14 protein-coding genes and 1 pseudogene are annotated in these 12590 nt (G+C 62.1%); 5 read left to right on the top strand and 10 right to left on the bottom strand.

The genetic code is table 11. The features are described 5' to 3' along the window. Nucleotides 1–74: 74 nt before the first annotated feature. Nucleotides 75–1322, bottom strand: a complete 1248-nt coding sequence (locus tag NKJ20_RS27190) for a flavin monoamine oxidase family protein (RefSeq protein ID WP_352450206.1) — start codon at nt 1320–1322, stop codon at nt 75–77. A gap of 185 nt (nt 1323–1507) precedes the next feature. Between NKJ20_RS27190 and NKJ20_RS27185 the strand changes: the two genes are divergently transcribed. The 3 genes and pseudogenes from NKJ20_RS27185 to NKJ20_RS27175 all read left to right on the top strand — a co-directional run bounded on the left by NKJ20_RS27185 (nt 1508) and on the right by NKJ20_RS27175 (nt 3679). Next, nucleotides 1508–2308 (top strand): lytic murein transglycosylase, encoded by an 801-nt coding sequence (locus NKJ20_RS27185; RefSeq protein WP_352450205.1) that lies wholly within the window; start codon nt 1508–1510, stop codon nt 2306–2308. Nucleotides 2309–2414: 106 nt separating this feature from the next. Beyond that, nucleotides 2415–2837: a DUF4279 domain-containing protein gene (locus tag NKJ20_RS27180; RefSeq protein ID WP_352748287.1), complete on the top strand. Its 423-nt coding sequence runs from the start codon at nt 2415–2417 to the stop codon at nt 2835–2837. A gap of 76 nt (nt 2838–2913) precedes the next feature. Continuing rightward, nucleotides 2914–3679: pseudogene (locus NKJ20_RS27175) on the top strand (IS5 family transposase). A gap of 924 nt (nt 3680–4603) precedes the next feature. Here NKJ20_RS27175 and NKJ20_RS27170 read toward each other — a convergent pair. Beyond that, nucleotides 4604–5827, bottom strand: coding sequence for an argininosuccinate synthase (locus NKJ20_RS27170; protein ID WP_352685353.1), 1224 nt, complete (start codon nt 5825–5827; stop codon nt 4604–4606). Between the two features lie 168 nt (nt 5828–5995). Here NKJ20_RS27170 and NKJ20_RS27165 point away from each other — a divergent pair, with 168 nt between their 5' ends. Then, the gene (locus tag NKJ20_RS27165; protein ID WP_352470836.1) at nt 5996–6637 is read left to right on the top strand and encodes a LysE family translocator; all 642 of its coding nucleotides are present in this window, start codon (nt 5996–5998) and stop codon (nt 6635–6637) included. Here the strand turns inward: NKJ20_RS27165 and NKJ20_RS27160 are convergent. The 4 genes from NKJ20_RS27160 to NKJ20_RS27145 all read right to left on the bottom strand — a co-directional run bounded on the left by NKJ20_RS27160 (nt 6609) and on the right by NKJ20_RS27145 (nt 9390). After that, complete coding sequence (locus NKJ20_RS27160; RefSeq protein WP_352540808.1) at nt 6609–7088, bottom strand: hypothetical protein; 480 nt, start codon at nt 7086–7088, stop codon at nt 6609–6611. The genes NKJ20_RS27165 and NKJ20_RS27160 overlap by 29 nt on opposite strands. Continuing rightward, complete coding sequence (locus NKJ20_RS27155; RefSeq protein WP_352470834.1) at nt 7085–7510, bottom strand: hypothetical protein; 426 nt, start codon at nt 7508–7510, stop codon at nt 7085–7087. Before NKJ20_RS27155 ends, NKJ20_RS27160 begins: the two co-directional genes overlap by 4 nt. After that, nucleotides 7507–8739 carry a dual-specificity RNA methyltransferase RlmN gene (gene rlmN, locus NKJ20_RS27150; RefSeq protein ID WP_352748284.1) on the bottom strand — a complete coding sequence of 411 codons (1233 nt, stop codon included), beginning with the start codon at nt 8737–8739 and terminating at the stop codon, nt 7507–7509. The genes NKJ20_RS27155 and rlmN overlap by 4 nt, the downstream gene beginning before the upstream one ends. Nucleotides 8740–8883: 144 nt before the next feature. Further along, on the bottom strand, nt 8884–9390 hold the full coding sequence (locus NKJ20_RS27145) for an invasion associated locus B family protein (protein WP_023721899.1): 507 nt from the start codon (nt 9388–9390) through the stop codon (nt 8884–8886). Between the two features lie 360 nt (nt 9391–9750). On the opposite strand from NKJ20_RS27145, the gene NKJ20_RS27140 reads away from it, so the two are divergent. Next, nucleotides 9751–10359, top strand: coding sequence for a methyltransferase family protein (locus NKJ20_RS27140; RefSeq protein ID WP_352456357.1), 609 nt, complete (start codon nt 9751–9753; stop codon nt 10357–10359). Nucleotides 10360–10399: 40 nt separating this feature from the next. Here the strand turns inward: NKJ20_RS27140 and NKJ20_RS27135 are convergent, their stop codons facing one another. From NKJ20_RS27135 to NKJ20_RS27120, 4 genes are all read right to left on the bottom strand, one after another. Then, on the bottom strand, nt 10400–10762 hold the full coding sequence (locus tag NKJ20_RS27135) for a YkvA family protein (protein WP_031212728.1): 363 nt from the start codon (nt 10760–10762) through the stop codon (nt 10400–10402). 92 nt (nt 10763–10854) lie between these two features. Continuing rightward, nucleotides 10855–11151, bottom strand: coding sequence for a 4a-hydroxytetrahydrobiopterin dehydratase (locus NKJ20_RS27130; RefSeq protein WP_352748283.1), 297 nt, complete (start codon nt 11149–11151; stop codon nt 10855–10857). Nucleotides 11152–11157: 6 nt separating this feature from the next. Continuing rightward, nucleotides 11158–11754: an RNA 2',3'-cyclic phosphodiesterase gene (gene thpR / locus NKJ20_RS27125; RefSeq protein ID WP_352456356.1), complete on the bottom strand. Its 597-nt coding sequence runs from the start codon at nt 11752–11754 to the stop codon at nt 11158–11160. A gap of 137 nt (nt 11755–11891) precedes the next feature. Continuing rightward, nucleotides 11892–12536, bottom strand: a complete 645-nt coding sequence (locus NKJ20_RS27120) for an arylesterase (protein WP_352748280.1) — start codon at nt 12534–12536, stop codon at nt 11892–11894. Nucleotides 12537–12590 lie beyond the last annotated feature (54 nt).

Below are 12590 nucleotides of genomic sequence, written 5' to 3'. Positions count from 1 at the left end.
TCGAAATGCGGAGGACGATACGAGCAGGAGAACGCCAAACGCCTGTCAGCTGCCCACGTTCCTGCCGGCCGATGCTATTTTGCCGCAAGCTGGGCGACGACTTCCCTGGCCACTGCCTCGCCCGACAATCTGGCGCCGCCGCAGGTCTGCATCAGCGGACCGGCCAAATGCTCGCCGGCGAAGAAGATCTTTTCCGCCACGGGCTGCATCAGCGTGGCGCGCGCTTGCGAGCGGCCGGGCCGCGCCGCCGCATAGGCGCCGCGCACGAACCGCTCAGCGCCCCAATTGGTCATCATTGCGCGTCCGACATGCTTTCGTATGTCGCCGCCAAAGATGCCGCAGAGCCGGTCGACGACGAAGTCGATGCCAGCCGCCTCGCCCGCCGCTGACATCTCCCAAGCGAAATCGCCGCCGACGAAACCGACCATCAAATCGAGGTCGAAGGGAAAGCAGAGGAAGTAAATGTCGTGCCGGGCCAACCGCTCGATCAGCAAATCGTCGAACGGCTCCAGGCCGAGTCTTGTACCGGATATTTCGACCGGCAGCTTGGTCAGCATGCCCATCGGCAGGTCGAAGAAGGCGGCGAAATGCGCATCGGGGAGTGCAGGCGAGAACGCAATCTCCTCGAAGGCGAGCACTGCCGGGGAGGCAGTGACGATGACCGCCTTGGCGCGGATGGTACCGCGATCGATGACGCAGGCTACGCCCGGCCCATCCCAGACGATCTTGCGCACCGGCGTCGACAGCTCCACCGGCACGTCGGCGCCGAAGCGGGCAACCAGCGTACCGAAGCCTTCCCTGGTGAAATAATTCGGATCGAGATCGGCGGCGACCTGAAAGTCGCGGATCGATATCTCGTCCTCGTCGGCGCCGAAATCCATCGGCCCGGCGAAGGTTGCGGCGGCGCGCGGCGCGTGTCCCTTGGCGAGCAATGCCGAAAGGCGGTCGTCGTCGCCTTCCCTCACCTGATGTGCCGCCACCAGTTCGAACAGCCTTGCGTCGGCCACCTTCATCGCCGCCTCCTCGGCTTCGCTTGCCTTTCGCTCACGGTAATAGAGATGATCGACATTCATGTCGTGGTGATGAAGCGTCCAGGCAGCGGCCTTCGCCTCGGGAAAGTAGGGATTGCGGTCCGCGGCATGCAGCCAGGCGCAGCCGATGTCGAACGGCACGCCGAAATGCTGGTCGCTGGTCCAGGCGCGGCCGCCAATGCGGTTCATCGCTTCCAACAATTTGAAGGAAAAACCGGCAGCGCGCAGGGTCTTGGAAGCCGAAAGCCCGGCTGAACCGGCGCCGATGATCACGACATCAACGTCTTCCATGCTTATTCTGTCCCCGCCACAATAATTACTTGATCGTAGGCAAATTCCCGGGCATCCGCCAGTGTGGTGGATTTGAGGTTCCTGCTGTATTGAGTGCATCGGCGCAGCGCCGGGACAGTGACAAGCAGGTGTTTCGCAGGCAAGTTCGCAATTGGGAACGTGATTCAGGCAACCAGGAGAGCAGCATGGCATTTCTTGCCAAGGGGAAGATGTTTGTAGTGGCCACGGTGGTGGCGGTGCTTGCGCTGGCGACGGGCGCGCAGGCGGCGGCCAGCTGTGGCAAGAGCGGCGCCGGCTTCGAGGCATGGAAACCGGAGTTCGCCGCGGAGGCGAAGGCCGACGGTGTCGGCTCGAAGGGTCTGGCCGCTCTGGCTCGCGCAACCTACGCGACAAAGACGATCTCCGTCGATCGCGCCATCCATAAGGCTTTCAGCGGCTCAGTGGAAGCTTTCATGAAGCGCCGTGGCGCGTCCGCGATCATTGCCAGGGGCCGTGCGCTGAAGAAGGCCAATGCTGCGCTGTTCGACAAGATCGAAGGGAATTACGGCGTGTCGCCGGGCGTGTTGCTCGCCATCTGGGGCATGGAGACCGGCTTCGGTTCCGCCATGGGCAACCAGAATACGGTCTCCGCCATTTTAACGCTGGCCTATGACTGCCGCCGTCCGGAGTTCTTCTACCCGCATGCCATTGCGGCCCTGAAGCTGGTTGATCGCGGAGCGTTGAGCGCCTCGTCGGTCGGTGCCGCGCATGGCGAGATTGGTCACACGCAGTTCCTGCCCGGAAATGTTTTGACATATGGCGTAGGCAACAAAAACCTGCGTGACAAGGCCACTGCGTTGGCTTCTACCGCCAACTTCCTCAAGGGTCATGGTTGGCGACCGGGCGCCAGCGCGCAGGCGAATATCGGCGCAATTGCCGGCTGGAATTCGGCGAGCGTCTATCAACAGGCCATCGCCCGCATGGCCACGGCGATCGATGCCGACTGACAGGAAACGCAAAAACGACTGGGCTCGGTTTGGAAGCGCGAGGCGAGCATGAAGAGTCTCGCAACTGCGCAGGGCTTGCCTTGCCCTTTCGAACCTAGGACAGGCGATGATCTCGCTCTCGATCTCTGACTTCGATGCGGACCCCGAGAGGGTGACTGCGATCCTAAGCCTCGAACCGACACGCATAGTCCGCAAGGGCGACCCGATGCGTAACGGTTCCCCGCGCAAGAAGAATGGATGGAGCCTCGATGGTCCGCGGCAAAGGCTCCGGAGTGGGGCCGAGCACGAGAATGCGGTCAACTACCTGATCGAGCAGATGCGAGGTCGGGAGGAAGCCTTCGCCCGGCTGCGGCAGGAAGTGCGGCCGAAGCAGATTACGATCTATGGCGGGTTCTATACGTCCTACGACGAGCAGTGCGGCATCTGGCTTGAGCCGTCCGCGATGAGGGTGCTCGCGGATTGCGGTGTTGGCTGGGGCCTCGACCTTTTCGTTGAGGACGAAGCTCACCAACATGGAAGTGAGGTGTGAGCAGCCGTCCTGTCCGCATTGGGTCGTTTGCCGACTGGCTGGTTCCAAACTTGAGCGGGGTCTGATTCATAAGGGCATGAGCCGATACGATCTGACCGACTTCGAATGGCGGGCGATCGAGCCGCTGTTGCCCAACAAGCCGCGAGGCGTGCCGCGCGTAGACGACCGCCGGGTGCTGAACGGCATCTTCTGGGTACTGCGATCGGGTGCGCCATGGCGCGATCTGCCCGAGCGCTACGGGCCTCGCACCACTGGCTACAACCGCTTCGTTCGATGGCGGATAGCAGGTGTCTGGGATCGGCTGATGGACGCCATTACCGAGGCCCATGACGGCACGGTGCAGATGATCGACACCTCTATTGTTCGCGTCCATCAGCAGGGTGCGACGGCAAAAAGGGGAATCGAGATCATTGTCTCGGTCGTTCCCGAGGCGGGCTGACGACCAAAATCCATGCTCTTGTCGACGCCGAAGGCAGGCCGATCAAGCTGACGCTCACGGCAGGTCAAATGAGTGACATCGCCTACGCAGCGGACTTATCAAGGATTTGCCCGAGGGTGCCATGCTGCTCGCCGACAAGGGCTATGATGCCAACGCGTTGCGCAATGCCGTCACCGAGCAAAAGGCATGGGCCAACATCCCGCCCAAGGCCAACCGCAAGGACCCGATGTGCTTCAGCCCCTTCCTCTACAAGGCCCGCAACCTCGTCGAACGCTTCTTCAACCAGGCCAAGCAGTTCCGTCGCATCGCAACTCGATATGACAAACTGGCAGAAAACTACCTCGCTGCCCTCAAACTCGTCTCCGTCCGTATCTGGCTACGCGGTAACGAGTCTACGTCCTAGTCTAGAGCTTTGTTTTAACGCAATCCCGGACGGAAAACCGTTTCACGCTTTTCCTGGAATTGCGCTATTCGACCGAAAATCCGGCCAAGCCCCGGGCGTGGAAACTTCGTCAAACACCGCCATCGGCCCGGTCGCGGTAAGGACGACGGACGCCGTTTCGCGCCCGAATACGCGAAGCGGGGCCGGCAATTCATATTGCTTGAGGAAAGGATTGCCGGAAGAAACGTCGTTCCAGCCGAGCTTTGCGGGCGCATCGGGGCGGTCGCTCAGCCAAAGGGCAAAACCACTATAGGTCGGAACGTCAGCCCTGCACTCGACCAGCGCGGGAAGGTCAAGGGAGGGGGGCATCGTTGGCTTTGGCGACGGCCAAGTTCGCCAGGACAGCCAACGTGGGCAGGAAACCAGCTCCAAGCGTGGCCAAGCGCCTGGGCACATCACGCTCAATAATGCACGTAGCCGCTCAACGGGCATTTCTGGGAAATGGGAATCTGGAAGGGGCCGTCAAAACTTTTGCAGGTACGGAATTTGGAATTCCGCGGCGCCGGGGTAGCCGCTTTTGGCTTGTCCCCGATGACCGTCGGGACTCTGGGACCCTGCGCGTAGCCGCTCAACGGGCATTTCTGGGAAGCGGGAATCTGGAAGGGGCCGTCAAAACTTTTGCAAGTATGGACCTTGGATGTTTGCCCCGCCGGGACTTGCGTGGACTGACCCGCGGTAAAGACGGCCACCGCCGCAAGCAGAAGAAAAAGTCTGTTTTTCACTGTCAAAGCCCTCCGACCCGCAAGAGAAGTAAGATCAAATCACGGAAAGGTCAAACAGGAAACGATCTGAAATCGCGGCTTCTATTATATTAGAGACGCCAAATAAAACCCGGTGTCCTCACCGGGTTCCTAACTCATCTAAGCATTGGGCCTGTTGGGAATATCAACCCTTGCGATTGCGCGCCGCCAGTGTCCGCAGCCTCAGCGCGTTGAGGCGGATGAAACCTTCTGCATCCTTCTGGTCGTAGGCGCCGCGGTCGTCCTCGAAGGTGACCAGCGCGTCGGAATAGAGCGTCTTCCTCGACTTGCGGCCGCTGACCATGACGTTGCCCTTGTAGAGCTTCAGCCGCACGGTGCCTTCGACGTCTTCCTGGCTCTTGTCGATCATCGCCTGCAACATCAGCCGCTCGGGCGCGAACCAGAAGCCATTGTAGATGAGCTCGGCATAGCGCGGCATGAACTCGTCCTTGAGATGGGCGGCACCGCGGTCGAGCGTGATCGATTCGATCGCCCGGTGGGCGGCGATCAGGATGGTGCCGCCGGGGGTCTCGTAGACACCGCGCGATTTCATGCCGACGAAACGGTTCTCGACCAGGTCGAGCCGGCCGATGCCATTGTCACGGCCGAGATCGTTCAGCGCCGCCAGCATCGTCGCCGGCGACAGCTTCTTGCCGTTGAGCGCGATCGGATCGCCCTTGAGGAATTCGATCTCGATCTCGGTGACCTTGTCCGGCGCGTCCATCGGCGAGATGGTGCGCTGGTGGACGAATTCCGGCGGTTCCGTCCACGGGTCCTCCAGCACCTTGCCCTCGGAGGAGGAGTGCAGAAGGTTGGCGTCGACGGAAAACGGCGCGTCGCCCTTCTTGTCCTTCGGCACCGGGATCTGGTGCTGCTCGGCGAAGTTGATGAGATCGGTGCGCGACTTGAACGACCAGTCGCGCCACGGCGCGATGACCTTGATGTCGGGGTTCAGCGCATAGGCGGAAAGCTCGAAACGCACCTGATCGTTGCCCTTGCCGGTGGCGCCATGGGCGATGGCATCGGCGCCAGTCTCTTTTGCGATTTCGACAAGATGTTTCGAAATCAGCGGCCGGGCGATCGAGGTGCCGAGCAGATAGGTGCCTTCATAGACGGCGTTGGCGCGGAACATCGGAAAGACGAAATCGGATACGAACTCCTCGCGGACATCGACGATGCGGATGTCCTTGATGCCCATCATCTCGGCCTTGCGCCTGGCCGGCTCCAGTTCGCCACCCTGGCCGAGATCGGCGGTGAAGGTGACGACCTCGGCGCCGAGTTCGGTCTGCAGCCATTTCAGGATGATCGAGGTGTCAAGGCCGCCGGAATAGGCGAGCACGACTTTCTTGACGGCTTTTGCTTTCGACATGGTGGGCAGTTCCGCGACAGGGGTTCTTCGCGGGCGAGGTATCACGGCGTTTTAGGCCAGCGCAAGGGACGAACGATGCCTGGACCAGATGCTTCATCTCCAAGAGGCTGGCGAGCACACGGCTCTTGCGCTATGGCTGCGCCGTCTTTTGCCGCTACGAGACGAGCCATGTCCTTCATCCCCGACAGTACGACGCTTATCCAGTTCTCCATCGCCACCTTCATCCTGGCGATCACGCCCGGGCCTGACATGACGCTGTTCGTCTCGCGCACGCTGAGCCAGGGCCGTGCCACCGGCTTTGCCTCCATGGCCGGCGCCTTGTGCGGCACGCTGATTCACACCACGCTGGTGGTGGTCGGCGTCTCGGCGCTGATCGTCGCCTCGCCGATGGCGTTCTTCGTGCTGAAGATTTTTGGCGCCGGCTATCTGGTCTTCCTGGCATGGCAGGCGATCACAAAAGGGTCGGCGTTTTCACCGGAGAAGAAGAGCGGGCCGCAGATCTCGCTGTTCCGCAGCTGGGCGGCGGGGCTCGGGGTCAATCTGCTCAACCCGAAGATCATCCTGTTCTTCATGACCTTCCTGCCGCAATTCGTCTCCGCGCATGATCCCGACGCGCCGGGAAAGCTGTTCTTCCTCGGCGCGATGTTCGTCGTGCTGGCGATCCCGGTAACGGCGCCGATGGTGCTGGCGGCGGAAAAATTCTCGGCCGTGATGAAATCCAGCCCGCGTGTGACCCGCGTCGTCGACTATCTGTTTGCCGGAGTTTTTTCGGCCTTCGCGCTCAAGATCCTGACGGCCCAGGCGAAATAGGGCGTCCGATCTGACGCCAGCTTCCGGCCGAGCGCCCGGCGCTCAGCCAGTAGAAAATACCGCCGACCATGCCGCAGCCGATCACCGCCAGCATGACGCTGGTATTGGTAACCTCGAAATTGGCATCGGCCGTCTGGTGGACGAAGCCAAGGAAGACCGCCGCCACCGCTGCGCCCGCCAGCGCATAGAACAGCCAGTCACGCCGGCCAAGGATCTCGGAGACGAGGATGGCGATGGCGGCCGGCATGAAGGCGAAATAGGCGACGAACAGCGCGACGAAGGGGATTGAAAACCACAGCGACGCCTGCGCCGCCGGTTGCGTCTCGTCCGTTATCAGCCCAAGAGACGCCAGGAACATGACGTTAAGGAAGGCGCTTGCCGCCAGCGAAGCAACGCCGTAGCCGACAAGGATGACGGCGAAGCGGATCAGATAGGCGACGAGGCGGTTCACGCGAATTGTCCGGGCATTTGCAGGAACCGGCTCTCGACCAGGCGATAGACGGCTCCTGCCAAGCTTCCCGCAATGATTAGGGCCACCAACACGTCAACGTCCGGTGGCCTCTGTGCCGACGGATGCAGTTTCCAGACCGCAAATACGCACGTCCCAACGAAAGCTCCCCCGACGACAAAAAGAATCCAGCGTCTCGCCTCGAGAACTTGGGAAGCAATGACCATCGGGATTGCCAGCGGTGCGCCAAAGATGCCTGCGATCATCGCTCCAAGCAGCAACAGCGACCAACTATCTCGAGTGGACAGGAAAGCGGGAACACGCCACCACATCAGTGCATCGAGCAGGAAAAAGACCAGAGACATGGTGAAGGCAGCCAGGGCGTAGCAGAGCAAAGTCACTGCCAATCGCCTGAGGTATTTCACGCCTCGCCATGCCCCGCGATCATCATCGCTTCCAGCGCCAGCCGGTCGACCTTGCGCATGCGCTCGGAGTCCGACTTGAGCTGGCCGCAGGCGGCCAGGATGTCGCGGCCGCGCGGCGTGCGGATCGGCGAGGCATAGCCGGCATTGTTGATGTAATCGGCGAATTTCTCGATCGTTTCCCAGTCCGAGCACTGGTAGTTGGTGCCCGGCCACGGGTTGAACGGGATCAGATTGATCTTGGCCGGAATGCCCTTGAGCAGCTTGATCAGCGCCTTGGCGTCGTCGATGGAATCGTTGACGTCCTTCAGCATGACATATTCGAAGGTGATCCGCTTGGCGTTCGACAGGCCTGGATAGGCGCGGCAGGCAGCGATCAGATCCTTCAGCGGATACTTCTTGTTGATGGGCACCAAGAGATCGCGCAAATCGTCATTGGTGGCGTGCAGCGAGATCGCCAGCATGACGCCGATCTCCTCGCCGGTGCGGAAGATTTCGGGCACGACGCCGGAGGTCGACAGCGTGATGCGCCTCTTCGACAGGGAAAGCCCGTCGCCGTCGGATGCGATCAGCAGCGCCTTTTTCACCGCCTCGAAATTGTAGAGCGGCTCGCCCATGCCCATCATGACGACGTTGGACACTCTCCTGCCCTCGGCCGGCACGATGGCGCCGTCGGGCGTATCGCGGTCGGGGAAGTCGCCGAGCCGGTCGCGGGCGGTCAAGAGCTGGGCGAGGATTTCCTCCGCCGTCAGGTTGCGCACCAGCTTCTGCGTGCCGGTGTGGCAGAAGGAGCAGGTCAGCGTGCAGCCGACCTGCGAAGAGATGCACAGCGTGCCGCGGCCTTCTTCGGGAATGTAGACGGTCTCGATCTCGACCGGCCGGCCAGCGCCGCGCGGCGGAAAGCGGAACAGCCATTTGCGCGTTCCGTCGGAGGAAATCTGCTCCTCGACGATCTCGGGCCTGGCAACGGTGAAATGCGTGTCGAGGGCGGCGCGCAGATCCTTGGAGATGTTGAACATGCCGGCAAAGTCGGAAACGCCGCGCACATAGATCCAATGCCAGAGCTGTTGGGCGCGCATTTTCGCCTGGCGCTCCGGCACGATGCCGGCGGCGACGAGGGCGGCCCCGAGTTCGGCGCGCGTCAAGCCGATCAGCGACGGCTTTTCAGGCGTCGTGTGGGTGCGCAACGCGTCACGCGCGCCTTCGGCGGTAAGATCGAATGTAAGGGTCATTGTTGCGCCAATATAAGCGATTTGCGGCCGAATACAGCATCGTGCCCGAAATCAAGCGCGGCGCATAGCACAGGTTAGCGGCGGAGTCATGCCGGGGTTCTTCCTTCTCCCCTTGTGGGAGAAGGGAAGACCGCGCCTAACCGCCTACTTGCACTTGGCGATCGAGGCCAGCGCCGCCGAGATGCCCTTCAGCGAGAAGACGTAGGTGGTGGTGTTGCCGCGGCCGGACTTGGCCGACACCTTCATGTCGGTGCCGGTCTTCATCGCGGCTATCAGCACCGGCTCCTCGGCGGCGTTCTCGACCCAGGCCGACTTGCCGCGCGTGAACATCGAAAAAGACTTCTTGTCGATGGTGACGGTGGCCTTGGAACCTTCCTGGAAGGTATAGCCGGCGATGAATTGCGGCTCGTAGGACACTTGCTGCCCAGGCCGCTGGCTGACGAAGAAGAACATGTCGCCGTGATCGAGCGTCGGCGGCTGCTTGTCGGTTGGCACCGTCAGGACATAGCAGACCTTGCCGCCGCCCGACGCCTGATAACTGTAGGTGCCCCAGGCATTATGCTGGCCGATCTTGGTTGCCGACTGCGCCAGCGCAGGCGCCGTCAAGGCCACCAGGGCCAGGCTGGAAACTATAGCAATCAATCCGCGCATCGCTTTTCCCGTATTCCACTGGTGCGGCGGCAGGCCGGCTCGGCGTCCTGCCCGTCGCTTCATTTTGATTTAATCTGGGTTACCAAACGGTGAAATTCCCCTGAGAAAAGGATGTTCACGCCAGGAAACCGCCGCCGTCTTCGCGCTGCCGCTCGAAAAAGCGGCTGGCGCAATGTCCCTGCCGCGACTTGGAGGCCACGAAAACGGCAAGAGTTTGACTTTTCAAGCAGCTAGGTCTTGCCGCGATTCTCGCTTTTTGAGGTGCGTGACGAATTTCCCTGCAGGCGGTACCATGTCTGCGTTCGCCGCTACGGCGCTCGGCCAGGGTGCCCTCCCTGGCGGCTTACGGGAGATTTGGCCATGGCCGTTTCCGAGACAGTCCTGATCCTCGCGGGCGGCACAGCCGTCCTGGCGATTGTGTTCGGCATTCGTGTCGCCATGCGGCGGACGGCCGGTGGCGCGGTGCGCCGGTCGGATGCCGGGGAGACGGCGGGCGGATCGGGCGCGCCCGACGTGGCCGGGGTCATTGCGCTGCCGCCTTTGATCTTCCTTGGCTTCCTGGTGGCGGCAACCGTGCTCGAGGTGCTCGTGCCGCTCCCGGTCATGGCCGGGCAGGCGCTCGCCCGCTATCTGACCGGCGCTGTGCTCGCGGTGTGTGGCTTCGTGTTCATCTTTATGGCGGCGGGCCGCTTTCAGGCCGCTGGCACCAACATACCACCGACCTTGCCGACGACGGCGCTGGTCGTCGACGGTATCTATCGGCGCACCAGGAATCCGTTCTATCTGGGAACGACCCTCGTCTATCTGGGCCTCGGCGTCGCGGCCGGAAGTCTTTGGGCTATCGCGCTCGTCATCCCCCTGCTGTGGGTGATCAATACCGGCGTTATCGCGCCGGAAGAGCGCTATCTCGAGCGGAAGTTCGGAGATGCCTATCGCGCCTACAAGGCGCGGGTGCGGCGGTGGGTTTGACGGCCGGAAAGTCTCGCGCGATTTTTTGCGCCGTACCGGCTCAGCTCTTGTCGGCGATGGCCTGCCTGGCGGCGAGCCGGTGCGCCGGCGTGATGTGGGCGCTGACGGCGGTAATCGCGGCGGTCAGCACGGCGATGTCGTCGGTGAAGCCTAGCCCAAGGATGAAATCGGGGATGACGTCCGTCGGCAGCACGAAATAGCCGAGCGCAGCCAGCAAGGTGCCCTTGGCGCGCAGCGGCGTCTTCTTATCCATGGCACAGTAATAGGCGGCGACCACCTCTTCCATGAACGGGATCTGCCGGGCGGCCTTCTTCGCCGTACGCCAGAACTTTTCGCGCACTTCGCTCTCATTGCCCGGCTTGCTGCCGAGGCCGAAGAAATCAAAACCGGATTTTTGCGCCATCAACCTCTCCTTGCGGCCGTCGCGTGACTTCACGCGTGACCGCGACGCAAAATGTGGTGAAAGCCGAACCTCGCTGCAAGGTGCAGATAGGCTCAGCCGCCGAAATAGCGGTTCATTTTCCTGGCCAGATCGAAATCCAGCGCGGTCAGGCCGCCGGCGTCGTGCGTGTTGAGGGTCACGTTTACCGTCTTGTAGACGTTCGACCAGTCGGGATGGTGGTCCATCTTCTCCGCGGCCAGGGCAACGCGGGTCATGAAGGCAAAGGCTTCGGAGAAATTCTTGAAGGTGAAGCTGCGGGTGATCGAGCCACCATCCTTGGCCAGCGACCAGCCGTCGAGGCCGGCAAGTTCGGTGCGGATCGCCTCTTTTGCTAGTTTCTCCCTGGCCATGTCCGTCTACCGCATGATCCGCGAAGCGTCGGCGGCGCCGACCAAACGGCTGGCGACGCGGTTGTCAGCACCTGAAAGCGGCCAGGCCTCCTCGACGACGTAAGGCCCGCCACCGACCGAATCGCGCGACGACATCAGCACGAAGCGGCCGATCCGGAACGGCAGCGTCGAAAAATTGCCGCGTGCCGACAGATACTGGGCGACATCGAGCGGGCTCGAATTGCGCAGGCGGGCCAGCGTCACGTGCGGCATGAACTTGCGCGGGTCGGCCGGGATGCCGAGCCGCTGGCAGATGCGCTCGATCTCGGCCTGCAATGCGGAAAGATCGGGCGAAGCGGCGACCCCGGCCCACACCGCATGCGGCTTCTTCTGGCCGAAGGCGCCGACGCCGGACAGCGTCAGCGGGAAGGACGGGCGGTGAACACGGTCAAGAGCATTGGCGATTTCGTCGGCGACATGGCCCTCGACATCGCCGATGAAGCGCAGCGTCAGATGATAGTTTTCGACGTCGATCCAGCGGGCTCCGGGCAGTCCGCCCCTGAGCAGGGACAGCGAAAGAGCGGCATCACGCGGTATCTCGAGGGCGGTAAAAAGACGCGGCATGGGAAGCCTCCTGTCCTCGAATCGAACTCTTGCCCCTAGCGAATCATCGATATTCAAACGGGGCAAGGGGTTTGTTGGTCGCAGGCCTGCCTAAAAGCTTCCCCTGCGGAAGGTGTTGCGACGGCGAACCCTCGCCTTCAGGAATTGCCCCGGACCGCTTCAATGGTCTTCTCCACACTGGGCAGGATACCCTCGACGATGCGGTCGACGCCTCGGGCGTTTGGATGAAGGCCGTCCTCGAGTTGCAGGACGGATCGACCGGCGATGCCCTCGAGAAAGAAAGGATAGAGCGGCACGCCATATTTTTCAGCCAGTCTCGGAAAGGTCGCGTCGAAGGCGTTCTGGTAGTCGGCGCCGAGATTGGGCGCCGCGCGCATTCCGGCAAGCAAAACGGCGATCTTGCGCTGCTTCAGTTTTGCCAGCATGGCGTCCAGATTCTTTTCCGCTATGGCGGGCGAAACGCCGCGCAGCATGTCGTTGGCGCCGAGCTCCAGGATGACGAGTTGCGTGCCGTCCGGCACCGACCAGTCGAGCCGCGCCAGGCCGCCGCTCGTCGTATCGCCGGAGACGCCGGCATTGGCGACCGTGACATCGTAGCCCTTGGTGCGCAGCGCCGCCTGCAGCTTCTCGGTGAAGCCCTGACCTGGCCCGAGGCCATAACCCGCCATCAAGCTGTCGCCGAAACCGACAATGGTGAACGGTTCGGCGCGCGCCGACGAAATGGCGCCGCAAATGGCGAGGAAAAGGGCGAAGGCTGCGGCAAAGGTGTGTTTGAAAGCCATGCGGCAGGCCCCATATGACTAGGAACATCTGTTGGCGAAGGCAGGTTTTCGTCT

This window comes from Mesorhizobium sp. M0185 (assembly GCF_040322175.1).
Classification (GTDB): Bacteria; Pseudomonadota; Alphaproteobacteria; order Rhizobiales; family Rhizobiaceae; genus Mesorhizobium.
The sequence above is the reverse complement of the archived record's forward strand: the minus strand, read 5'-3'. Positions and strand labels throughout refer to the sequence as shown.

Coding starts and splice junctions, on each gene's coding strand:
- NKJ20_RS27190 (WP_352450206.1), bottom strand. CDS start 1,322: ATGGAAGACGTTGATGTCGTGATCATCGGCGCCGGTTCAGCCGGGCTT.
- NKJ20_RS27185 (WP_352450205.1), top strand. CDS start 1,508: ATGGCATTTCTTGCCAAGGGGAAGATGTTTGTAGTGGCCACGGTGGTG.
- NKJ20_RS27180 (WP_352748287.1), top strand. CDS start 2,415: ATGATCTCGCTCTCGATCTCTGACTTCGATGCGGACCCCGAGAGGGTG.
- NKJ20_RS27170 (WP_352685353.1), bottom strand. CDS start 5,827: ATGTCGAAAGCAAAAGCCGTCAAGAAAGTCGTGCTCGCCTATTCCGGC.
- NKJ20_RS27165 (WP_352470836.1), top strand. CDS start 5,996: ATGTCCTTCATCCCCGACAGTACGACGCTTATCCAGTTCTCCATCGCC.
- rlmN (WP_352748284.1), bottom strand. CDS start 8,739: ATGACCCTTACATTCGATCTTACCGCCGAAGGCGCGCGTGACGCGTTG.
- NKJ20_RS27145 (WP_023721899.1), bottom strand. CDS start 9,390: ATGCGCGGATTGATTGCTATAGTTTCCAGCCTGGCCCTGGTGGCCTTG.
- NKJ20_RS27140 (WP_352456357.1), top strand. CDS start 9,751: ATGGCCGTTTCCGAGACAGTCCTGATCCTCGCGGGCGGCACAGCCGTC.
- NKJ20_RS27135 (WP_031212728.1), bottom strand. CDS start 10,762: ATGGCGCAAAAATCCGGTTTTGATTTCTTCGGCCTCGGCAGCAAGCCG.
- NKJ20_RS27130 (WP_352748283.1), bottom strand. CDS start 11,151: ATGGCCAGGGAGAAACTAGCAAAAGAGGCGATCCGCACCGAACTTGCC.
- thpR (WP_352456356.1), bottom strand. CDS start 11,754: ATGCCGCGTCTTTTTACCGCCCTCGAGATACCGCGTGATGCCGCTCTT.
- NKJ20_RS27120 (WP_352748280.1), bottom strand. CDS start 12,536: ATGGCTTTCAAACACACCTTTGCCGCAGCCTTCGCCCTTTTCCTCGCC.